We start from the raw sequence: 20,378 nt of genomic DNA on the forward strand, positions 1-20,378 counted from the left end.
CCTAAAATCAGTTGGTTCGATATTTGCCTGTACAGTTACATTCATGTTTACCGCCACTGAACTGCCTGACGACGACACACCCCGCTTTTACGCCGAGCTGGCGGCGCAGGCGCGCGCCCTGCTTCACGGCGAAACCGACCCCATCGCCAATGCGGCCAATTTCGCGGCGCTGGTTTTCCAGGCGCTGCCGCGCGTGAACTGGGCGGGTTTTTACTTCTATGATGGCCGCGAACTGGTTCTGGGGCCTTTCCAGGGCAAGCCGGCCTGCGTGCGCATAGCGCTCGACCGCGGGGTGTGCGGCGCGGCCGCCAGCCAGCGCCAGACCCAGCTGGTGCCCGATGTGTTTGCCTTTCCCGGTCATATCGCCTGCGATGCGGCTTCGCGCGCCGAAGTGGTGGTGCCGCTGGTGCTCGATGACCGGCTGATCGGCGTATGGGACGTCGACAGCCCCGAACCGGGCCGATTCGATGAAGACGACCGGCAGGGCATGCAAGCGTTGTGCGCGGTATACATCGAGAGCCTGGCCGGGGCCGCCACGCGTTGACACTTCGCGCGGCGGCCGGTAGATTTCCTCATCTCTACAGGTTTTCGCGCCTGCGCGACTACATTCCATGTATCTGGCCAGCTGCCTCGCTCTCTTTGCCCGCGCTTGCGCGGCAGGGCGTTGTATCGGCCTGAAATCCAAAAAACAGCGGCTCATCTGACCGGAGCAGGCTGTTCCGTCAGATGGGCGACGGAACGGCGGCAATCCGGCGGCGCATGCGCCCCTGTGTTTCACCCCTATCCCCAGCACTTCTGTACGGTTCCCCCAAGCGGTCCGACCGGAGTGTGTCATGTCTATTTTTTCTGCTACCGCGGTGTTCCAGGGTGTATGGGTGCCATTGGTCACCCCATTTTCCGAGGCCGGCGTCGACGGGCCTGCATTGCGCAGGCTGGTTCGCCACTATGCCGCAAGCGGCGTGGACGGACTGGTCGTGTGCGGCAGCACCGGCGAGGCCGCCGCGCTGGACGATGCCGAACAACTGGCGGTACTGGACGCCGTGCTCGGAGAAGCCGGCGCGCTGCCGGTGGTAATGGGGCTCGCCGGCAACCACCAGGGCCACCTGCTGCACCGGCTGGCGGCCTTCTCGACCCGGCCGCTGGCCGGCATCCTGGCCCCGGCGCCCTACTACGTGCGGCCCGGCCAGCAAGGCGCCCTGGACTTCTTCCGTACGCTGGCCGACGCCTCGCGCGCGCCGCTGGTGCTGTACGACATTCCATACCGCACCGGCACTTCGCTGGACCTCGATACGATGCTGGCATTGGCCTCGCACGGCAACATCGCCGCTGTAAAAGATTGCGGCGGCTCGCTCGACAAGACGACGGCCCTGATCGCGCACGGCGGCCTTCAGGTTCTGGCAGGCGAAGACCTGCAGGCATTGTCTACTCTGTGCCTGGGCGGCAGCGGCATGATCGCGGCTGCCGCGCACATCCGCCCCGATCTGTTTGTCGCCTTGCATCGCGCCGTGCACGAGCAGCGGCTGGATGCTGCCCGCACTCTGTTCCACGCCCTCGCGCCCGTCATACGCCTGGTGTTCGACGAGCCCAACCCGGGACCGCTGAAGGCCTGGCTCGCTCGGCAAGGCCTGCTGGAGGACCATCTGCGGGCCCCCATGCCACGCGCCAGCCAGGCGCTGGCTGCGCGGCTGGATGCCGCCGTGGCGGTGCTGGACCAGACATTCCCGCTGTGGGCCGGAATGCCTGCCGCCACGGCGCAGGCCGATCGGCAGGCCGAACGCGCCGCCCACCTCTGACGGGGCGCGAGCAGCATGGGAAGCGCGGCGGCGTGATCGTCCGGCGGCAGATTGATATCATTGCCGCCATCCTGGGCAGCCCGGCATGGGTGGCGGAGCAATATGGCGCACGTTTTCCTTTCGTTGTCGGCCGGACAGGTCATGCTGGCGGGGCTGCTGTTCTTTGGCGGTATCTATCTGTTGTTCGGCGCGGCGACCTGGCTGCTGACGCACCATGTCCTGCCGGCCCTGGGCATCGGCAGCCCGCTCGATCCGCGGCCCCTCGCGCCCGGGCAGTTGCGGCGTGAACTGCTGCAGTCGGGCGTATCGGTGCTGATCTTCGGCTTGGGCATGATCTTTCCCTGGGGCCTGCTGCAGCTGGGCTGGGCCCGCCTCGATCCCGACGCCGGAGCGGGGCAGATCGTGCTGGAAATCCTGGCGCTGCTGATCTGGAACGACGTGCATTTCTGGGTCAACCACCGGCTGCTGCATACGCGCCTGCTGCGGCGCTTTCATCTGCCGCATCACCGGTCGGTGGTCACCACGCCATTTTCCACTTACAGCTTTCATCCGGTCGAAGCGTTGATGCTGGGCAATGTGATTCTGTTGCCCATGATGCTGCACGACTTCAGCTTCTGGTCGCTTTTTTCGGTGCCGCTGTTCAGTCTGTTCTTCAACTGTGTCGGGCATGCCAATTACGATTTCTTCCCACGCGTGTCGTACGCGCACTGGTTTGCCGCCAGCCGCCGGCATCACCTGCACCATGCGTGTTACCACGGGAACTACGGTTTCCAGTTCACCTTCATGGATCGCCTGTTCGGCACCCGCCTGCAGGCCGATGCGGCTGCCGCGCAGTTGACGGCCAGGTCCCGGGGCACGTCGATTGGCCGAGCGTAGCGCGCCGCGGCGCCGGGCCGGCGCGTTGCGCCACTGGCGCGATATCCAGAGCCTGGCCTATATGGCCGCGCTGCCCGCCCTGGCTGCATGGCAGTGGGTGCACGGCCTGCACTGGCTGCTGTACGGGCTGATGCTGTTCCTGACCCTGGGCATCGGCGTGGTGCATCACAACCATACCCACCTGCGCATGTGGCGCAGGCGCGGCGCCAACCGCCTTACCGACTTCGCGCTGACGATACTGCAGGGGCACCCGACCTTTGTGTTCTTTCCCGCGCATGCCGGCAACCACCACCGGTACAAGCACGGCGCCCGGGACGTGGCGCGCACCTACCGGTTCGGCGGCGATACGAATCACCTGGCCGGCTATCTGCTGCATCCGTTCCAGGCGGCATGGGCGCTGTATCCCATGTTCTGGCAATGGCTGGGCCGCTTGCGCCGCCGCCATCCCGGGCCCTGGCGATATTGCATGGCCCAGTACGTGGCGTGGCTGAGCCTGTGGGGCGGCCTGCTGGCCATCGATCCGGCCAAAGCCTTGCTGTTCGTGATCCTGCCTCAGCTTCACGGGCTGCATTGGCTGCTGGCCACCAACTACCTGCAGCATGCCCATGCCGACGGCGGGGCGCAGCGCCATGCGCGGCTGAGTTATGCGCGCAACTTCGAAGGCCTGGTCAATCCGCTGTTGTTCAACATAGGCCTGCACACCGCCCATCATGAGCACTCGCGCGCGCACTGGTCGAAGCTGGCACAGCTGCATGCGCGGCACTACCGCCATCGCGTCGACCCGGCTCTGTGCGAGCCGGGGCTGCTTCCCTACATGCTGCGCGTGTTCGTATTGGGCCTGGTGTGGCCAAGCTGCCGCAGCCGATCTTTGATGCGCGCCGATTCCATGGTTCAGGAATAGGAGTTTCTTATTACATGCCCGTTGCCTTCAATCGCGTCTATCTGGAAAGTGCCGGCTATTTCATGCCGGGCGAACCGGTCTCCAACCAGGACATGGATCGCTACATCGCACCGCTCAACCGCATGTCCGGCAGGATCAAGCAGCGCATCCTGGCCGAGAACGGCATCAGGCAGCGTTACTACGCCATCGACGAGGCCGGCAATTCGCGTTGCACCAATGCGAGCCAGGCGGCATGGGCCATACAGGACTGCCTGCGCCGGCAGTCGCATGGGCTGGCCGATGTGTCGATGCTGGCCAGCGGATCATCGGGTGGCGACATGCTGATGCCCGGCTTTGCCAACATGATCCAGGGCGAACTGGCGGCGCCGCCCATGGAGCTGGTCTCGGTGCACGGTATTTGCGCGGCCGGCGTATCGGCCATCCAGGCAGCCGCCCAGGGCATCGAACTGGGGGCGCACCGCCATGCGCTGGCGGTGGCCAGCGAAATGCCGTCGCGGCTGTTCAAGCGCTCGCGCTTTGCGGCGCGTGGCTACGATGCCGACTTCGATGCGCACTTCCTGCGATGGATGCTGTCGGATGGGGCCGGCGCGGTGCTGTTGGGTAGCGGGGGCGGCCCCTTGCCCGGCGCGGCCTCCGGCGTGCGCTTGCGGCTGAAATGGGTGCACCAGCGCGCTTTCTCGGGCGACTACCCCGTATGCATGCAGCTGGGACAGCCTGCCGACGGTGGGCAGGGCCACCTGGATTACCCGTCCTGGGCCGAAGCCGAGGCCGCAGGCGCGCTGTCGCTGCGCCAGAACATCCGCTTGCTGCCGCACCTGTTCGACATCGGCATCCATGAGTACGCGGCGCTTGTGCGCGATGGCTGGGTGGATCCGCAACGCGTCGATCATTTCCTGTGCCATTACTCGTCCGAGAAATTCATTCCGGTCGTCGAGGGCCTGATGGAGAAGGCCGGGCTGTCGATACCGCGCGAACGTTGGTACAGCAACCTGGCATGGCGCGGCAATACGGGCGCGGCATCGATCCTGATCATGCTGGCCGAATTCCTGGAAACCCGTACCCTGGAACCGGGCCAGCAGGTGTTCTGCTATATCCCAGAATCCGGGCGTTTCATGACGGCTTACATGCTGTTCGAAGTCGAGAACGCCAGGGCAAGCGTTCCTGCGTCGGCAGGCCGGACGGCTGCCGCGCCCGCCACGCCGGACAGCGTCGACGCCGATTCGATCGCCGCGCCGCATGACCCGGCCCGCGCACCCCAGGGCCTGGGCCCGCTGCTGACCGAACTGGCCTCGATCTGGCACGATTACCGTTCGCGCGTGTGGCGCACTCCCGTGGTGCGGCGTCTGCGCGAAGGCCGCTTTGCCGCCGCCGACTACGTGAACTGGATGGCCCACTGGATTCCGCAAGTTCGCGAAGGCAGCAAATGGATGCGCGAAGGGGCAGCGTCTCTGGGCGATGCGTATCGGCCCCTGGCCGACTTGATCGGCGTGCACGCGGGCGAAGAACAGAACGACTTCCAGATCTTGTTCGACGACTATCGCAAAGCCGGCGGCACCGAGACCGATATCAATGCGCTGCGCCGGAACCCGGGTGGCGAGGCGCTGAACGCTTACCTGCACGCGCTGGCCGCCACGCACGATCCGATAGGCCTGCTGGGCGCCATCTACATCATCGAAGGCACCGGGCAGCGCATCGTGCCCGCGCTGCTGCCTTTGCTGAAGGTCAGCCTGGACCTGCCGCCCGATCACTTCCGCTTTCTCGAATACCACGGCCACAACGATGAAAACCATCTGGCCCGCTGGCTCATGGCTGTAGAGCTCGCGCTGGACGCGGACGAGCACGGGCAGGCTGAACGCCGTATCGTCGATACCGCGCGCCGCACCGCGGCGCTTTACCTGATGCAGTTCCATCATGTGATGGAGGCCGAGTCCGCATGAACCCCCGCACCCCCGAGTTCCTGAGCCGCGAGCACGATCCCGCCGATCCCAGCCCCTGGCTGGCGCTCTACCTGGACCGCAGCACGCCCTTGCCCGACCCCGTCAAAGAGGCCTGGCTGGCGGATTCCAGCTGCGGCTCCCGGCAATACCTGCTGCCTTTCCTGCGCCCGCTGGCGCGCGCGTTCATCATCCTGATCCAGGCAGTCAAAACGTTCCTGCCGCGCAGGTGGTCGCATTCGAAGCTGTTGCATCGCATTCTGGCGTGGGGCCTGGAGCACTTCGTGTCGCCCGAGGCCAACTGGCTCATCCTGCGGCACTTTCACCTGGGTTCGCAGATTCTGGCTTTCATCGGACGCAACGCGCCGGCACCGGTCGTGACCTCGCCGCTCGAGCCGCGCGGTATCGCCGACCTCAAAGACGAGATGTTCGTCAAGCACGACCTGAACCTGTTCAACTTCGTCATACGGCTGAACGGTGCGCTGCGCGAGGCCGACGTAGAGATGCACCCGCCGGCGCGCGTCGATTTTTCGATGGTGCGAGAGCCCCCGTTGAAGCTGGCGGACATGCCGCGCCGACGCCGCAACTTCCTGGACCTGCAAAGCGCCATCGAGCTGTTCACGCCGCTGTACCAGTTGCTGCTGACCGACAACGATTTCTGGCGCGCCGCCAACTCGTTGCAGCTCGACGAAACCGTGGGCATCTATGCGGCGCAGATCTTGGGTGCGCCGCAACACCTGATCCTGGTGAACAACAAGCACCCCTTGGTGCCGATGTCGACGCTGCGGGCCGGCTACCGGCTGGTGCTGCACGGCTTGTCTACCGAGATGTTGCACAGCCTGCTGATGCAGATGAAAGCCGAAGCCGAAAGCCGGCTCCCGCAGGCCGATGCCGGCCTGTGACGCGCGCGGGCGGACGCCGAGGCGCCGTTCCGGTCGCATGCAAGCCGCGGGCCGCTGGCGCCGCCCGGGCTGGCAACAAGCCGCGCCGCCTTACCGCGCCGGCGCGACCGCGGGACGGGTCATGCGCAGCAGCGGCAGCCCGGCGGCCAGCACCACGATGCCCAGCAGCGCGCCCATACCGGCATAGCGGGCGCTGGACCACACCAGCCCGGCGCAGCTCAGGGCAAACAGCAGCGGCGGCAGCGGATACAGCGGCACACTGAAGGGCCGCACGCGGTCGGGATGCAGCTGCCGCAAGCGCCACACCGATACCGCGACCAGGAGCATGAAGAACCAGAATACCGGCGCGGTATAAGCCACCATGGCCTGCACGCCGTTCTCGGTCATCGCGCCGAAGGCCACCAGCGCCAGCGTGATCGCACCCTGCGCAAGCAAGGCCGCGACCGGCGCCTGGCCGCGCGGGGACCAGGCGCCGAGCCGGCGCAGAGCCGGCACGTCGGCGCCCAGCGCCACGTAGACGCGGGCACCGGTCAGGATGGTGCCGTTGATGGTGCTCAGTGCCGTGCAGCACACGAGCAGGCTCAGTAATATGGCTGCATGCGGTCCGGCGGCGATGCGCATGACGTCGGCGCCCACGGCGCTGGCCTGGCGCAAGCCCTGCAGGCCGAACATATCGAGCAGCGCCAGGTTGGCCAGCAGATAGATGCCGGTGACGACAGCCGTGCCGATCAGCAGCACCCGGCTGACGTTGCGCGCAGGGTCGCGCAGTTCGCCCGACAGGTAGGCGGATTCGTTCCAGCCGCCGTAGGTCAGCAGCACATACACCATGCCCAGTCCCAGCATGCCCGGCAGGCTTTCCTGCATCGGCAGGCTTTCCGCGGCCATGGCCTGGGAAGGCGCGTCGCCCACCAGCATGCCGGCCACGACCACCGCCACGAGCGCGACCACGGTCAGCGACGTGAAGACGATCTGGATGCGCTTGGACGGCTGCGTACCGGCCACATTCAGGATGGTCAGCGCCACCACGGCCAGGGCGGCGTGCACAGCGGGACCGTAGGTGCCCAGGTCGAGCAGCTGCTGCGCGTAATCGCCATAGATGAAAGCCACGGCAGCAATGGCGCCGGTCTGGATGACAGTGCAACGCGCCCAGGCAAACATCAGTCCGGTGCGCGGCCCCCACGCCAGGCTCAGGTAGCGGTATTCGCCGCCGGAATCGGGATACGTTGAACCCAGCTCGGCGTAGCACAGCGCGCCCAGCAGCATCACGACGCCGCCCGCCAGCCACAGCAGGATATACATCGTGGGCGAACTGGCGTGCTGGGCCACCAGCGGTGGAAAACCGAATATGCCGATGCCGACGACTACGCCCACCAGCACCGCGACGGCGTCGAATACCGAAAGTCCGGGCGGCCGCCCCGGTTCGACCGAGACGCCGCTCATTGCGACTGCCTGGTGGCCTGCCAGCCCGATTCGGCGCCGTCGAGCGCCATGGCGGCAATGGTATCGCCGCGCACCAGACCCAGGAACCGCCGCGGCGTGCCGCCATCATCGAACACCAGTTCCAGCCGGTTGCCGTTGAGCGTTGCGCGCGTGACGTCGAGGGCGGCGTCCTGGCGGCGGGCGGTGACCGTCAGCTTCTGGTAATGCTGCGCGATCTGCAGCGTGATCGGACCGCCGGCATGCTCGATGCGCCAGGTCCCCGCCATTTTCGCCGGCACGATCCACATATACAGCGAGCGGCCGTTGACCGATTCATATTGGTCGCTGCCCCAGTCGCCCATGGTGAAGGCGTGCGACACCACGCGCGTGCCGGGCGCCAGCTCGTCCAGTATGCGCGGACGCAGCTTGATGTTGACGTCGGGCAGCAGGTACATCGTCAACACGGTGGCTTTAGAGAAGTCGGTGTGGAACAGGTCTTGAACGTGGAATTCCACGCGATCTTCGACGCCTGCCCGCTTGGCGTTGGCGCGCGCTTCCTCTACCCGTTGCGGGTCGATGTCGACGCCGGTGGCGCGGGCTGCCTTGCGGTCGCGCACGGCGGCCACGGCGATGCGGCCGTCCCCCGAACCGAGGTCGAACACAACGTCTTGCGGGCCTACGTCGGCCATTTCGAGCATCTTGGCCACGGCTTCATCGGGCGTGGGCACATAGGGCACATCGAGCTCGACGAACTGCGCGGCATTGAGCGGCAACATGACAAAGGACAACGAAGCGGCCAGGGCGGCCAGGGCATTGCGTCGCGAGCGGGTGCGGGCAGGCAGAGCAGGAACAATCGAAGGCACGCAGGTCTCCGTTAGAGGGCCGGCCTGCATGAGACAGTCCGGCACGGGGCTGACAAAAAACTGAACGAAATCATCGGTGCTACCGTGCCTTCGTTCAACCCTTGTTACATTTCGTCGCTGCTGGGCCGCTCCAGAGCGGCCAGCAGCGCATTAGGGCCGCCCCGGGTAGGCAACGCCACGCTTGTGATCTACAACCCTGCACCAGGCCGTCGGCCCCGCCGGCGCCAGTCATCCAACAAGAGGGACGCGCGACATGGCCAGCGACGGCGGTAATGACCTGGTATTCGACTATATCGTGGTGGGCGCAGGCTCGGCAGGCTGCCTGCTCGCCAACCGCCTGTCGGCCGATCCCGCCACGCGGGTGTTGCTGCTGGAAGCGGGGGGCCGCGACAACTGGCACTGGATCCATATTCCGGTTGGCTATCTGTATTGCATAGGCAATCCGCGCAGTGACTGGTGTTTTCGCACGCAGCCCGAGCCCGGCCTGAACGGCCGCAGCCTGGGGTATCCGCGCGGGCGGGTGCTGGGGGGCAGTTCGTCGATCAACGGCATGATCTACATGCGCGGCCAGCGCGCCGACTATGACGGGTGGGCCGCGCAGGGCAATCCCGGTTGGGGATGGGACGACGTTCTGCCGTACTTCAAGCGCAGCGAAGGCCACCATGGGGGCGCCAGCGATTTTCACGGAGCCGACGGAGAATGGCGCGTCGAACGCCAGCGCCTGTCCTGGGACTTGCTCGATGCATTCCGGGCCGCGGCCGCGCAGGCAGGAATTCGTTCGATATCCGACTTCAACCAGGGTGACAACGAAGGCTGCGACTACTTCGAAGTCAACCAGCGGCGCGGCTTGCGCTGGAGCGCGGCGAGCGCCTTCCTGAAACCCGTGGCGGGGCGGCCGAACCTGCGCGTCATGACGGGCGCGCGCGTCTCGCGCGTCATATTCCAGAATCGTCGCGCCGACGGCGTGGCCTTCCGGCTCGACGATGGCGGCGAGCAGATTGCCCGGGCACGCGCCGAGGTGGTCCTGGCCGCCGGGGCCATCGGCTCGCCGCAGCTGCTGCAGCTGTCCGGCGTGGGGCCCGCCGCGCTCCTGCAGGCGCGCGCGCTGCCCGTGGTGCATGACTTGCCCGGGGTGGGCGAGAACCTGCAGGACCATCTGCAACTGCGCATGATCTTCCGGGTGACCGGCGCCAAGACCCTGAACGCGATCGCCGGCACCTTGTGGGGCAAGGCCATGATGGGCGCGCAGTATGCCTTGTGGCGGCGCGGCCCGCTCAGCATGGCGCCGTCGCAGCTGGGCGCCTTCGCAAGGTCGGGCCCCGAACAGGAACGGGCCAACGTCCAATATCACGTGCAACCCCTGTCGCTGGAAAAATTCGGCGACCCGCTGCACGCGTTTCCCGCCTTTACTGCGTCGGTGTGCAACCTGCGGCCGACCAGCCGCGGGCATGTGCGCGTCGCGAGCCCGCAGCCGGACGACCATCCTGAAATTTTCTGCAATTACCTGGCCACCGAGGCCGATAGGCGCGTGGCGGCGGACAGTCTGCGGCTGACGCGCCGCATCGTGGCGCAGCAGGCGCTCGCCCGCTACGCGCCGCAGGAATACCGGCCCGGCGAGGGCTGCCAGACCGACGAAGAACTGGCGCGCGCGGCCGGCGACATCGGCACCACGATCTTCCATCCGGTGGGCACGTGCAAGATGGGCGTGGACGAGCGTGCCGTGGTCGACCCCGAGCTGCGCGTATATGGCCTGCAGGGGCTGCGCGTCATTGATGCGTCGGTCATGCCGACCATTACTTCAGGCAACACCAACGCCCCTACCGTGATGATTGCCGAAAAGGGCGCCGAGCTGCTGCGTCGCAAAAGCCCTGCGTTATAGTCCGAAAGTTTTCGCGCGCCGGCCGGGGCCGCCGTCCCCTGGCGCGCTGCCGTTCCTGGATTTCTCTGATGCCTGACACTATCGAGCTGGTCGCCACCGTACTTTTCGCGGTGGCGGTCATTCATACGTTTTCTGTCCCACTCTTCGCGCGGTTGGCGCATCGCAACGGCCCGAATGCCGGGGTGTGGCATCTGCTTTCCGAAGTCGAAGCGGTGTTCGGCGTCTGGGCGTTCGTGCTGATCGTGTGCATGGCCCTGCTGAGTGGCAGCGGCACGGCCATCCGGTACATGGACACGCGCAACTTTACCGAGCCGCTGTTCGTCTTCGCGATCATGGTGGTGGCGGCCAGCCGCCCGATTCTCGAACTGGTGGGGCTGGGCGTGCGTGCGCTCGCACGCGCGCTGCCCATGCAGCGCGAAGTGGCCACGTTCTTCGTGGTGATGTCGGTGGTGCCGCTGGGCGGCTCGTTCATCACCGAGCCTGCCGCCATGACCCTCGCGGCGATCCTGTTGCGTGACGGCTACTTCCGCGTGGCCGGGCATACGAGGTTCAAGTACCTGACCCTCGGCGTACTGTTCGTCAATGTCTCGATCGGCGGCGTGCTTACCGCCTATGCGGCGCCGCCTGTGCTGATGGTGGCGTCCACCTTTGGCTGGGACTCGGCCTTCATGGCCACCCATTTCGGCTGGCGCGCCATTCTCGCTGTCTTTGTGAACGCGGCCGTGCTGACCTGGGTCTGCCGGGATGCACTCACTGCGCACGCCATAGGCACGGGCAGCGGGGTCAACGCGACCGACGACGCGCAGCCCAGCCGCGACACGGTGCCGCCGCTGGTCATCGCCGTCCATCTCGTGTTCCTGGTGGGCGTCGTGCTGACGGCGCATCATCCTGCCGTCTTCCTGGGCCTGATGATGATGTTCATCGGCTTCGTGCACGCCTATCGCCGCTACCAGAGCCGCCTGTTGATCCGCGAGGGGCTGATGGTGGGCTTTTTCCTGGCTGGCCTGGTCATATTGGGCGGCCTGCAGAAATGGTGGCTGCAGGATCTGCTGGGCGGCCTCGAGCCGACTGTGCTGTTCTGGGGCGCCACGGCGCTGACCGCCATTACCGACAATGCGGCCCTGACCTACCTCGGTTCGCTGGTGGACGGGTCGAGCGAGATGTGGCGCTACATGCTGGTAGCCGGTGCGGTCACTGGCGGAGGGCTGACCGTGATCGCCAATGCCCCCAACCCGGCAGGCTATGCGATTTTGCGCCCATACTTTCCCAACGAAGCCATTTCGGCGGGGCACCTGTTTCTTTCGGCGCTGGCGCCCACGCTGGTGGCCGCGGGCATGTTCCTGCTGCCGCTGGGACGCTAGATCGGTGGCGGCGGTGCGTGCGGCCGGAACCAGCCGGGCTCCGCACGCGATGCGCCCCGGCTTGCTAGACCGTTGCCACCGGCGTGGCAGGCGACCCGACGGCGCCTGGCAGATTCAGCGGGGGCGCCGTAAGCAGGAAGCGGTTGCGCCCGTGCTGCGCGAGCCAGCGCGCGAGCTTGCCCAAGTACCACATCTCGCCGATGGGCATGCCCAGCTTGAAGATGCAGTGGTGATGCAGCGGCAGGGCGGCGCAGCAGGCGTTGGGCTTCTTGACCGGGTAGATCTCCAGCGCGTGATTGTCTGAGGCCATGGCTGCCACCTTGCTGTCGGTGATCCACTGCAGCAGCTTTTCATCGCTGCCGTCCAGGCCGGCGCAGATTTCGTGCAGCGTATGTTCGTCGGGCTCGCGGTTCTTTTCCAGCAGCGCGTCGCCGAACTCGGTGTGGAACAGCACGATATCGCCGGGCTCGATCTCGACGGCGTCCTGGTCAAGGATGCGCATCAGGTCGTCGTAGCCCACGGATTTCTGCTCGCGGCCGAAATGGCGCGCCAGGTCCACCATCACGCCGCGCGTCTGCAGGCAGGATTCGGCAAGGTGCGTAATGTCCAGCTTGCGCGCCTGAGAGGTCACGCCGCGGTTCAGGTCGGTTTTCGCGAATTCGCGTTCCACGTCGTAATCGACCGGACCCACGATGTCGTCGTTCGGCCGAAAGCCGTTGTAGTACACCCGCTCGGGCAGGCCGTCGCCATTGGCGTCGAACAGCGCGCCCACGTGCGCCAGCGAATCCCATTGTGTCGAGTACTGCAGGCTCATTTCGACGATGTCGTCCGACAGCACGTCGACGCAGCCGGGCCGCAACCGGCCCAGCGGGAAGTTCATGTAGAAGTCGCCGTCGCGCTCGGTGGGGCGCAGCTTGGGCGGGTGGCGCCGCACGTTCACGCCATTGCCGCCGGGATAGTCCAGCGGCAGCGACAGGCAGAAAGACAGCCCCTCGCGCACTTCGCGTATGCCCTTCAGCACGTTTTCCGGGGTGATGTAATTCAGGCAGCCCCGCTGATCGTCAGGCCCGAAATCCCCCCAGTTGGATCCCTCAGGACGTTGCTTCCATCGCATGTTCATGGCTCCTTGGCGTCGCAGCGCATTTGACTAAACGTATCACGAGTAGGATAATTTTATCATGGATGTGAAAACTGCCGGGCGTGTGCTCGACGTACTGAACCTCTTTGCCGAAGAGCAGAAACCCCTGCTTTACAGTGAGATTGCTGCGCAGATGCAGATTCCGCTGTCGAGCTGCCATGGCTTGCTCAAGACCATGGTGGCCAGGGGCTACCTGTATGAAATCGGCAAGAAGCTGGGGTATTACCCGACCCAGAAGCTCATGCATGTCGCCACGCTGATCTGTCGCAGCGATCCGCTGAACGCGCTGCTCGAGCCCGTGCTCGAGCAGGTGCGCAACCTCACTCGCGAAACGGCCATCCTGGCCAAGCTCGCCGAAGACCAGGTGGTCTACCTGATCGTGGCCGAGTCGCGGCAGACGATCCGCTTCAGCCACCAGCCGGGGGGCTTCAAGGCCGTGCACGCCACCAGTTCGGGCAAGGCACTGCTTTGCATGCTGTCAAAAGACGAGCGCGAAAAGTGGTTGAAGTCGTACGGAAAACTGACGGCCTATACCGACCGCACGCTGACCAAGCGCGCGGCGCTGGAAGCCGATATGCGTGCCGGTGTCGAGCGCGGCTGGCAGCGCTCGGTGGGCGAGAACGTCGAAGATGTCATGTCGATATCGCTCGGGTTCCGGGCGTTCGAACAACCTTTTGCCATCGTGGTGGCCGGCCCGTCGAGCCGCATGTTGAAAAACGAGAAAGCCATAGGCAAGCAACTGGAAGAGGTCAAAGAGCTGCTGCAAGCCGCTCTGCCCTCTGCCAATTTAACTTTTGTGGAAGGGAGCAGTAGATGAACAAGCGTAGTTTCCTGGCAACGGCAGGTGCGGTAGCACTGGCAACCGTGTTCTCCGCCCCAGCGGTGGCAGCGGCCGACTATCCCAGCAAGCCGATCCGTGTCGTCATGCCATGGGCGCCTGGTGGTCCCACCGACGTGGTGGGCCGCACCGTAGCCGTGCAGATGGGCGAGATTCTCGGCCAGCCCCTGGTCATCGAGAGCCGGCCCGGCGCCAGCGGCACCATCGGCACCGCACAGGTGGCCCGGTCGGCCCCCGACGGCTATACGGTGCTGATGAACCCCTCGGTGCAAGGAATCTACCCCGCGCAGTTCAAGAGCCTGTCATTCGACCCCATCAAGGATTTCCGCATGGTCGGCGTGCTCGGCACGGTGCCCATGGTGGCCGTGGTGCCGCCGAATTCCCGTTTCAGCACCTTTGCCGAACTGGTCGAGCATGCCAAGAAAAACCCCAACGAACTGTCGTTTGCCTCGCCCGGCGTCGCCACGCTGCCGCACCTGGCCGGTGAGCTGCTGAACACGACGGCCCAGCTCAAGATCGCGCACGTGGGTTATCGAGGCAGCAGCCCGGCACTGACCGACGTGGCGGGCGGCCACGTCGACCTGATGTATGCCCCCCTGGCACCGGCGCTGCCGCTGATCCAGAGCGGCAAGGTGCGTCCGCTTGCCGTGACGACCAAGGCCCGCCTGGCTGAGCTTCCCGAAGTGCCCACCATCGACGAATCGGTGCTGCCCGGCTTCGACATCGTGACCTGGTACGGAATGTGGGTGCCCAAGGATACGCCCGAACCCATCATCGCCAAGCTGAACCAGACCATGATTGAGGCCTCTCGCTCGCCCAAGGTCGTCGAGGCACTGAAAGCGCAGGGCACCTTGCCCAGCCAGATGACCTACCAGGAGGCCGAGGCATTCAACCTGGCCGAAAGCGAACGCTGGATCAAGGTCATGAAAGACGCCGGCATCCAGCCGGAATAAGCGGTCGTTGCAGGGCTGGGCCGGGCGCGCCCGGCCGGCGCCTTTGCGAACCGGCGGTCACGCCGCCCGCAGGCGTCCGCGATGATGGCGACTCCCGGGGCAGCTCGACTTGCTCGAGAGCCGGAAGCATCCGCCATTCGCGCCGGCCCGCACGGCGCAACGGGCGGTTCAGTCCGGAACGCGGGCCGGCCGCCCGGTCCGTGTATAGACCCGGGCAAGGCCGCCGCCCGGTACCCGGGCGACCCCCGGGCCGCCATGGGTTTCTTGCCGAAAGCGGCAGGCTCCCGCTTATCGCGGCAGGCTCTGTGCCGTGCCCGGGCGCCCGCGGTTCCGCTGGCCTGCCTGCCCCCAGCCAGCGGGTAGGGCCTTTTCGGCAAAAACCGCTAAAATTCAACACTTTCCCGTATAGATCCGGTACCGCCTGGTCGCTGTCCGCTTGCCGCGGGCGGTGGAACGGCGGTTTTCTGATGCGCCGGTGCGCCTGGAAGTTTCATCATGCCTATCTACGCTTACAAGTGCAGCGCCTGCGGCCACGCCAAAGACGTGCTGCAGAAATTCTCTGACGCCCCTCTGTCGGTTTGCCCGGAATGCGGCCAATCCACGTTTACCAAGCAGGTAACGGCCGCCGGCTTCCAGCTCAAGGGTTCGGGTTGGTACGTCACTGACTTCCGCAACGGTTCCGGCGGCCAGGGCGGCGCCAAGGCCGGGGCGGACTCGGCCGGCAAGGCCGATACGCCAGCCAAGTCCGAGGCGCCGGCCAAGAGCGACGCCGTCTCGCCCGCGCCTGCCGCGCCGGCCTCGACGCCCGCGGCATCGACCTGACCGCCCGCCGGGCACTCGACATGCGCATCTTCAAGAAGTATTTCGTCACGGGGCTGCTGATCTGGGTGCCGCTGGCCATCACCTTATGGGTGTTGGGCCTGCTCATCGCCACCCTCGAAGGCTTCGTGCCCGGCTTCTTGTCGCCGCAGTCGCTCATCGGCATCGATATTCCCGGCTTTCGTTTCGCGCTGGTGATCGTCGTGGTGCTGCTGACCGGCGTGTTCGCCGCCAACCTGCTGGGCCGTAGCCTGGTCGAGCAATGGGAAGCGCTGCTCGGGCGCATTCCGCTGGTGCGATCCATCTACAATTCGGTCAAGCAGGTCAGCGACACGGTGCTGGCGCCCAATGGCCAGGCGTTCCGCCAGGCCGTGCTGGTGCAGTACCCGCGCGCCGGCAGCTGGACGATCGCGTTCCTCACGGGCACGCCCGGCGGCGAAGTCGCCGGCCACCTGCCGGGCGAACACGTCAGCGTCTATGTTCCCACCACGCCGAATCCCACATCGGGGTTCTTCCTGATGATGCCGCGCGACCACGTCGTCGAACTGCAAATGAGCGTCGACGCCGCCTTGAAGTATGTCGTTTCCATGGGCGTCGTGGCGCCGCCGGCTCAACCGGCCGCGGCCGCCGCCCCCATCCCGATGGCCCCGGCCGTCGATTCGTGAATTTTTACGCTGATCCAAGCACCTAGGAGTCATCCCGCAATGCGTACCTGCTACACCGGCGAGGTTTGCCGCGACCATCTCGGCCAGACTGTCACCCTGTATGGCTGGGTGAACCGCCGCCGCGACCACGGCGGGGTCATCTTCATCGACCTGCGCGATCGCGCAGGCCTGGCGCAGATCGTGTTCGATCCCGACAACGCCGCCTTCGCCACGGCCGAGCGCCTGCGCAATGAGTTCTGCGTGCGCGTCACCGGCCTGGTGCGCCTGCGTCCCGAAGGAACGGCCAATCCCGAGCTGGCCTCGGGCGAAATCGAAGTGCTGTGCAAAGAAGTCGAGATTCTCAACGCCTCGATCACGCCGCCGTTCCAGCTCGATGACGACAACCTGTCCGAGACCACCCGCCTGACGCACCGAGTGCTCGACCTGCGCCGTCCGCAGATGCAGCGCAACCTCATGCTGCGCTACCGCGTGTCGATCGAAGTGCGCAAGTTCCTCGACCAGCTGGGGTTCATCGATATCGAAACGCCCATGCTCACCAAGAGCACGCCCGAAGGCGCGCGCGACTACCTGGTACCGTCTCGGGTGAACGCGGGGCACTTCTTCGCCCTGCCGCAATCACCGCAGTTGTTCAAGCAGATGCTGATGGTGTCGGGCTTCGACCGCTACTACCAGATCACCAAGTGCTTCCGCGACGAAGACCTGCGCGCCGATCGCCAGCCTGAATTCACCCAGATCGATTGCGAGTCCTCGTTCCTGGACGAATTCGAGATCCGCGAAATCTTCGAAGACATGATCCGCCATGTCTTCAAGACCGTGCAGAACGTCGACCTGCCCGCGCCGTTCCCGCAGATGACCTGGACCGAAGCCATGCAGCGCTACGGTTCCGACAAACCCGACCTGCGCGTGAACCTGGAATTCACCGACGTCACCGACGTGATGCGCGATGTCGAGTTCAAGGTGTTTGCAGCCGCGGCCACGGCGCCGGGTAGCCGCGTGGTGGCCCTGCGCGTGCCGGGCGGCGCCGAGCTGTCGCGCAGCGAAATCGACGCCTACACGCAGTTCGTGGGCATCTATGGCGCCAAGGGGCTGGCCTACATCAAGATCAACGACGTGGCCAAGGGCCGCGAGGGCATGCAGTCGCCCATCGTGAAGAACCTGCACGATGCCGCGCTGGCCGAGCTGGTCAAGCGCAGCGGTGCGCAAAGCGGCGACATCATCTTCTTTGGCGCCGACCGCGCCAAGGTGGTCAACGATGCGATCGGCGCGCTGCGCGTCAAGATCGGCCACAGCGAATTCGGCAAGAAGTCGGGCCTGGCGTCGAGCGACTGGAAGCCGCTGTGGGTGGTCGACTTCCCCATGTTCGAGTACGACGAAGAAGCCGGCCGCTATACGGCCGCGCACCATCCGTTCACCAGTCCCAAAGACGGCCACGAAGACTTCCTGGAAACCGATCCCAGCAAAGCCTACGCCAAAGCCTACGACATGGTGCTCAATGGCTGGGAGATCGGTGGCGGGTCGGTGCGCATCCATCGCGAAGAAGTCCAGAGCAAGGTGTTCCGTGCCCTCAAGATAGGTGCGGAAGAGGCGCGCGAGAAGTTCGGCTTCCTGCTCGACGCCTTGCAATACGGCGCGCCTCCGCATGGCGGTATTGCGTTCGGCCTGGACCGCATCGTCACCATGATGACCGGCGCTGAATCCATACGCGACGTTATCGCTTTCCCCAAGACCCAGCGCGCTCAGTGCCTGCTCACCCAGGCGCCGTCCGAGGTCGACGAGAAGCAATTGCGTGAACTGCATATCCGCCTGCGCAACGTCGAAGTGAAATGAAGTAATCTGCGGACAGAGGGTGCGGCCAGCCGGCGGCGCCTACCCTGCTTCCGGGGGCGCGCGGCCTGCCGCGCTGCCCTTCTCACACCAAGAGACGCCATTCGGTTCATGTCGCTCATCCGCGTCGTCAGCTACAACATCCACAAGGGGCGGTCGTCCCTGGGTACGCGCGAATCCCTGAACGATTTGCGGCTGGGGCTGTACAACCTGCGGCCAGACCTGGTGTTTCTGCAGGAAGTGCAGGGGCGCAACCAGCATGCCTCCATCCTGGATGCGCAGCACGAATCGCTGGCGGCGGCACTGCGTCTTGACGTGGCGTATGGCTGCAATGCCATCCGCAATCGTTCCGAGCATGGCAACGCGCTGTTGTCGCGGTTTTCCATACTCGAGCACGAGAACCAGGACATTTCCGACCATCGGCTCGAACAGCGCGGACTGCTGCATGCCCGCATCGAGATCGACGGACGCGACGTTCATTGCTTCGTGGTGCACCTGGGCCTGTTCGCCGGCAGCCGCACTCGGCAGATACAGGCGCTGACCGACCGCATCAGCCGCCTGGTGCCTGAAGGCGATCCCATCCTGGTGGCGGGCGATTTCAACGACTGGGGTGACCGGCTGGCGCCGTTGTTCGTGCAGCAGCTTGGCCTGTACGAAGTGTTCGCCAACGCGCCCCGCAGTCACGGCGGCGAGCTGCCGCGCCTGCGCGATTCGGTACGCCGCCTGAGCAATGTGCTGCGTGGCGTACCCAACAGCGTGGCCGTGATCGAACGCGGCAACCAGCTGGGCGTGGGCGGGGCCTACTGCCCACTGCCGCCGCCGCGCACTTTCCCTGCCGTGTTTCCGTGGTTTCGCCTCGACCGCATCTACCAGCGCGGCTTTGCGGTGCGCAGTGCCCGGGTATTGCGGGGCCGTGAATGGGCGCGCCTTTCCGATCACGCGCCCCTGCTGGCGGAGCTTGAATTGCCGTGAAGGGCGATATCGTCAGGCTGGAATGGACCGACGACAATGCCATCGACCTTCTGCAGAATGGCGCCGATTTCTTTCCTGCGCTCTGCCGGGCCATCGATCAAGCGCGCGTGAGCGTGCATCTGGAAACGTATATCTTCATACTCGACCGTACCGGCGAGCAGGTGCTGCAATGCCTGGAACAGGCGGCGCGTCGCGGTGTGAAGGTGCGCCTGGTGCTCGACGGGTTTGGCAGCGCCGACACGGGCGTGGGCATCGCCGCGCGGTTGACGCAGGCCGGCGGAAACTGCAGGATCTATCGGCCGGAACCGCCGTGGTATCGCCGGCTGGTGCCCTCGCGCAGCCGCTTGCGGCGCCTGCATCGCAAGGTAGCGGTCGTTGATGGTGACACGGCCTTCGTCGGGGGCATCAACATCGTCGACGACTATGACGACCTGGATCCCACCGACAACATAGACGGCGCGCGCTTTGATTTCGCGGTGCGCGTGCGCGGGCCCTTGGTGGCTCACGCCGTGCACGCGCAAGAACTGCTGTGGGTGCGCCTGAACTGGGCGCGGCTGCGCCGTCATCCGCGCGAATGGGCACGCCTGCGGCTGCGCCGGCCACCCACGCCGCCCGCCGAAGGCGCCGGCAGCCAACGTGCGGCGCTGGTGCTGCGCGACAACCTTCGGTTTCGCCAGACCTTCGAGCGCGCGTATCTGTATGGCATCCAGCATGCGCGCCGCGATATTCTCGTCGCCAACGCGTATTTCTTCCCGGGCCGGCAGTTCCGCAAGGCGTTGCTGCGCGCCGCCGCTCGCGGAGTGCGGGTTCGCCTGCTGCTGCAGGGCAAGGTCGAATACCACATGCAGTACTACGCCACGCGTTCGCTGTACGACTCGCTGCTGCGCGGCGGCATCGAGATCTACGAGTACATGCCCGGCTACCTGCATGCCAAGGTCGCGGTCATCGACAATATGGCCATGGTGGGCTCGTCGAACCTCGACCCGTTCAGTCTGCTGCTGGCCCGCGAAGCCAATGTCGTGGTCGACGACCAGCCGTTTGCCTGGGACCTGCAGCATCGGCTCGAAGACGCCATTGCCAACGGCGGCCGCTTCGTGCGCCCGCTGGACTACCATCGGCGCGGCTGGCTGCGGCGGTGTATCGATGCGGCGTCTTATACCCTACTGCGGGTCGGCGTGGCGCTGACGGGGCGTTCGGGGGAGTACTGAACCTCGGTAAGGCCGCGCCGGGGTGCTGCAGAC

General features: G+C 65.7%; 18 protein-coding genes. 15 read left to right on the forward strand and 3 right to left on the reverse strand.

Annotation, left to right across the window (positions count from 1 at the left end; genetic code table 11):
• The first annotated feature begins 43 nt into the window (after positions 1-43).
• The 6 genes from ACV17W_RS14210 to ACV17W_RS14235 all read left to right on the forward strand — a co-directional run bounded on the left by ACV17W_RS14210 (position 44) and on the right by ACV17W_RS14235 (position 6,406).
• On the forward strand, positions 44-544 hold the full coding sequence (locus ACV17W_RS14210; protein WP_462592975.1) for a GAF domain-containing protein: 501 nt from the start codon (positions 44-46) through the stop codon (positions 542-544).
• Positions 545-833: 289 nt separating this feature from the next.
• Positions 834-1,793, forward strand: a complete 960-nt coding sequence (dapA, locus tag ACV17W_RS14215; RefSeq protein WP_462592976.1) for a 4-hydroxy-tetrahydrodipicolinate synthase — start codon at positions 834-836, stop codon at positions 1,791-1,793.
• 102 nt (positions 1,794-1,895) lie between these two features.
• Positions 1,896-2,669, forward strand: coding sequence for a sterol desaturase family protein (locus tag ACV17W_RS14220; RefSeq protein WP_462592977.1), 774 nt, complete (start codon positions 1,896-1,898; stop codon positions 2,667-2,669).
• A 61-nt stretch (positions 2,670-2,730) separates the two neighbouring features.
• Positions 2,731-3,570, forward strand: coding sequence for a fatty acid desaturase (locus ACV17W_RS14225; RefSeq protein WP_462596557.1), 840 nt, complete (start codon positions 2,731-2,733; stop codon positions 3,568-3,570).
• A gap of 14 nt (positions 3,571-3,584) precedes the next feature.
• Positions 3,585-5,507, forward strand: coding sequence for an iron-containing redox enzyme family protein (locus tag ACV17W_RS14230; RefSeq protein ID WP_462592978.1), 1,923 nt, complete (start codon positions 3,585-3,587; stop codon positions 5,505-5,507).
• Complete coding sequence (locus tag ACV17W_RS14235) at positions 5,504-6,406, forward strand: DUF6999 family protein (RefSeq protein WP_462592979.1); 903 nt, start codon at positions 5,504-5,506, stop codon at positions 6,404-6,406. Before ACV17W_RS14230 ends, ACV17W_RS14235 begins: the two co-directional genes overlap by 4 nt.
• Before the next feature lie 90 nt (positions 6,407-6,496).
• Here ACV17W_RS14235 and ACV17W_RS14240 read toward each other — a convergent pair whose 3' ends face one another.
• A complete protein-coding gene (locus tag ACV17W_RS14240; protein ID WP_462592980.1) occupies positions 6,497-7,846 on the reverse strand; it encodes an APC family permease in 1,350 nt (449 codons plus the stop codon).
• On the reverse strand, positions 7,843-8,688 hold the full coding sequence (locus tag ACV17W_RS14245; RefSeq protein WP_462592981.1) for an SAM-dependent methyltransferase: 846 nt from the start codon (positions 8,686-8,688) through the stop codon (positions 7,843-7,845). Before ACV17W_RS14245 ends, ACV17W_RS14240 begins: the two co-directional genes overlap by 4 nt.
• Before the next feature lie 253 nt (positions 8,689-8,941).
• On the opposite strand from ACV17W_RS14245, the gene ACV17W_RS14250 reads away from it, so the two are divergent.
• Together ACV17W_RS14250 and ACV17W_RS14255 are read left to right on the forward strand one after the other, a co-directional pair.
• Positions 8,942-10,567: a GMC family oxidoreductase gene (locus ACV17W_RS14250; RefSeq protein WP_462592982.1), complete on the forward strand. Its 1,626-nt coding sequence runs from the start codon at positions 8,942-8,944 to the stop codon at positions 10,565-10,567.
• 68 nt (positions 10,568-10,635) lie between these two features.
• A complete protein-coding gene (locus tag ACV17W_RS14255; RefSeq protein WP_462592983.1) occupies positions 10,636-11,928 on the forward strand; it encodes a putative Na+/H+ antiporter in 1,293 nt (430 codons plus the stop codon).
• A 64-nt stretch (positions 11,929-11,992) separates the two neighbouring features.
• Here ACV17W_RS14255 and ACV17W_RS14260 read toward each other — a convergent pair whose 3' ends face one another.
• On the reverse strand, positions 11,993-13,042 hold the full coding sequence (locus tag ACV17W_RS14260; RefSeq protein WP_462592984.1) for a cyclase family protein: 1,050 nt from the start codon (positions 13,040-13,042) through the stop codon (positions 11,993-11,995).
• Positions 13,043-13,106: 64 nt separating this feature from the next.
• On the opposite strand from ACV17W_RS14260, the gene ACV17W_RS14265 reads away from it, so the two are divergent.
• From ACV17W_RS14265 to clsB, 7 genes are all read left to right on the forward strand, one after another.
• Positions 13,107-13,883, forward strand: coding sequence for an IclR family transcriptional regulator (locus tag ACV17W_RS14265; RefSeq protein ID WP_462592985.1), 777 nt, complete (start codon positions 13,107-13,109; stop codon positions 13,881-13,883).
• Positions 13,880-14,857: a Bug family tripartite tricarboxylate transporter substrate binding protein gene (locus tag ACV17W_RS14270; protein ID WP_462592986.1), complete on the forward strand. Its 978-nt coding sequence runs from the start codon at positions 13,880-13,882 to the stop codon at positions 14,855-14,857. The genes ACV17W_RS14265 and ACV17W_RS14270 overlap by 4 nt, the downstream gene beginning before the upstream one ends.
• Positions 14,858-15,352: 495 nt before the next feature.
• Entirely contained in the window at positions 15,353-15,679 is a 327-nt protein-coding gene (locus ACV17W_RS14275; protein ID WP_462592987.1) for an FmdB family zinc ribbon protein, read from the forward strand.
• A gap of 20 nt (positions 15,680-15,699) precedes the next feature.
• Entirely contained in the window at positions 15,700-16,341 is a 642-nt protein-coding gene (locus ACV17W_RS14280; RefSeq protein ID WP_462592988.1) for a DUF502 domain-containing protein, read from the forward strand.
• Positions 16,342-16,380: 39 nt separating this feature from the next.
• Entirely contained in the window at positions 16,381-18,168 is a 1,788-nt protein-coding gene (gene aspS / locus ACV17W_RS14285; protein ID WP_462592989.1) for an aspartate--tRNA ligase, read from the forward strand.
• 108 nt (positions 18,169-18,276) lie between these two features.
• A complete protein-coding gene (locus tag ACV17W_RS14290; RefSeq protein ID WP_462592990.1) occupies positions 18,277-19,137 on the forward strand; it encodes an endonuclease/exonuclease/phosphatase family protein in 861 nt (286 codons plus the stop codon).
• Positions 19,134-20,345 carry a cardiolipin synthase ClsB gene (gene clsB / locus ACV17W_RS14295; RefSeq protein ID WP_462592991.1) on the forward strand — a complete coding sequence of 404 codons (1,212 nt, stop codon included), beginning with the start codon at positions 19,134-19,136 and terminating at the stop codon, positions 20,343-20,345. Before ACV17W_RS14290 ends, clsB begins: the two co-directional genes overlap by 4 nt.
• Positions 20,346-20,378: the final 33 nt, after the last annotated feature.

The sequence above is a fragment of the Bordetella sp. MIP270_01_BMS genome, from assembly GCF_054958705.1.

Coding starts and splice junctions, on each gene's coding strand:
- ACV17W_RS14220 (WP_462592977.1), top strand. CDS start 1,896: ATGGCGCACGTTTTCCTTTCGTTGTCGGCCGGACAGGTCATGCTGGCG.
- ACV17W_RS14235 (WP_462592979.1), top strand. CDS start 5,504: ATGAACCCCCGCACCCCCGAGTTCCTGAGCCGCGAGCACGATCCCGCC.
- ACV17W_RS14250 (WP_462592982.1), top strand. CDS start 8,942: ATGGCCAGCGACGGCGGTAATGACCTGGTATTCGACTATATCGTGGTG.
- ACV17W_RS14255 (WP_462592983.1), top strand. CDS start 10,636: ATGCCTGACACTATCGAGCTGGTCGCCACCGTACTTTTCGCGGTGGCG.
- ACV17W_RS14290 (WP_462592990.1), top strand. CDS start 18,277: ATGTCGCTCATCCGCGTCGTCAGCTACAACATCCACAAGGGGCGGTCG.
- ACV17W_RS14225 (WP_462596557.1), top strand. CDS start 2,731: ATGGCCGCGCTGCCCGCCCTGGCTGCATGGCAGTGGGTGCACGGCCTG.
- ACV17W_RS14260 (WP_462592984.1), bottom strand. CDS start 13,042: ATGCGATGGAAGCAACGTCCTGAGGGATCCAACTGGGGGGATTTCGGG.
- dapA (WP_462592976.1), top strand. CDS start 834: ATGTCTATTTTTTCTGCTACCGCGGTGTTCCAGGGTGTATGGGTGCCA.
- ACV17W_RS14240 (WP_462592980.1), bottom strand. CDS start 7,846: ATGAGCGGCGTCTCGGTCGAACCGGGGCGGCCGCCCGGACTTTCGGTA.
- aspS (WP_462592989.1), top strand. CDS start 16,381: ATGCGTACCTGCTACACCGGCGAGGTTTGCCGCGACCATCTCGGCCAG.
- ACV17W_RS14265 (WP_462592985.1), top strand. CDS start 13,107: ATGGATGTGAAAACTGCCGGGCGTGTGCTCGACGTACTGAACCTCTTT.
- ACV17W_RS14275 (WP_462592987.1), top strand. CDS start 15,353: ATGCCTATCTACGCTTACAAGTGCAGCGCCTGCGGCCACGCCAAAGAC.
- ACV17W_RS14210 (WP_462592975.1), top strand. CDS start 44: ATGTTTACCGCCACTGAACTGCCTGACGACGACACACCCCGCTTTTAC.
- ACV17W_RS14280 (WP_462592988.1), top strand. CDS start 15,700: ATGCGCATCTTCAAGAAGTATTTCGTCACGGGGCTGCTGATCTGGGTG.
- ACV17W_RS14270 (WP_462592986.1), top strand. CDS start 13,880: ATGAACAAGCGTAGTTTCCTGGCAACGGCAGGTGCGGTAGCACTGGCA.
- ACV17W_RS14230 (WP_462592978.1), top strand. CDS start 3,585: ATGCCCGTTGCCTTCAATCGCGTCTATCTGGAAAGTGCCGGCTATTTC.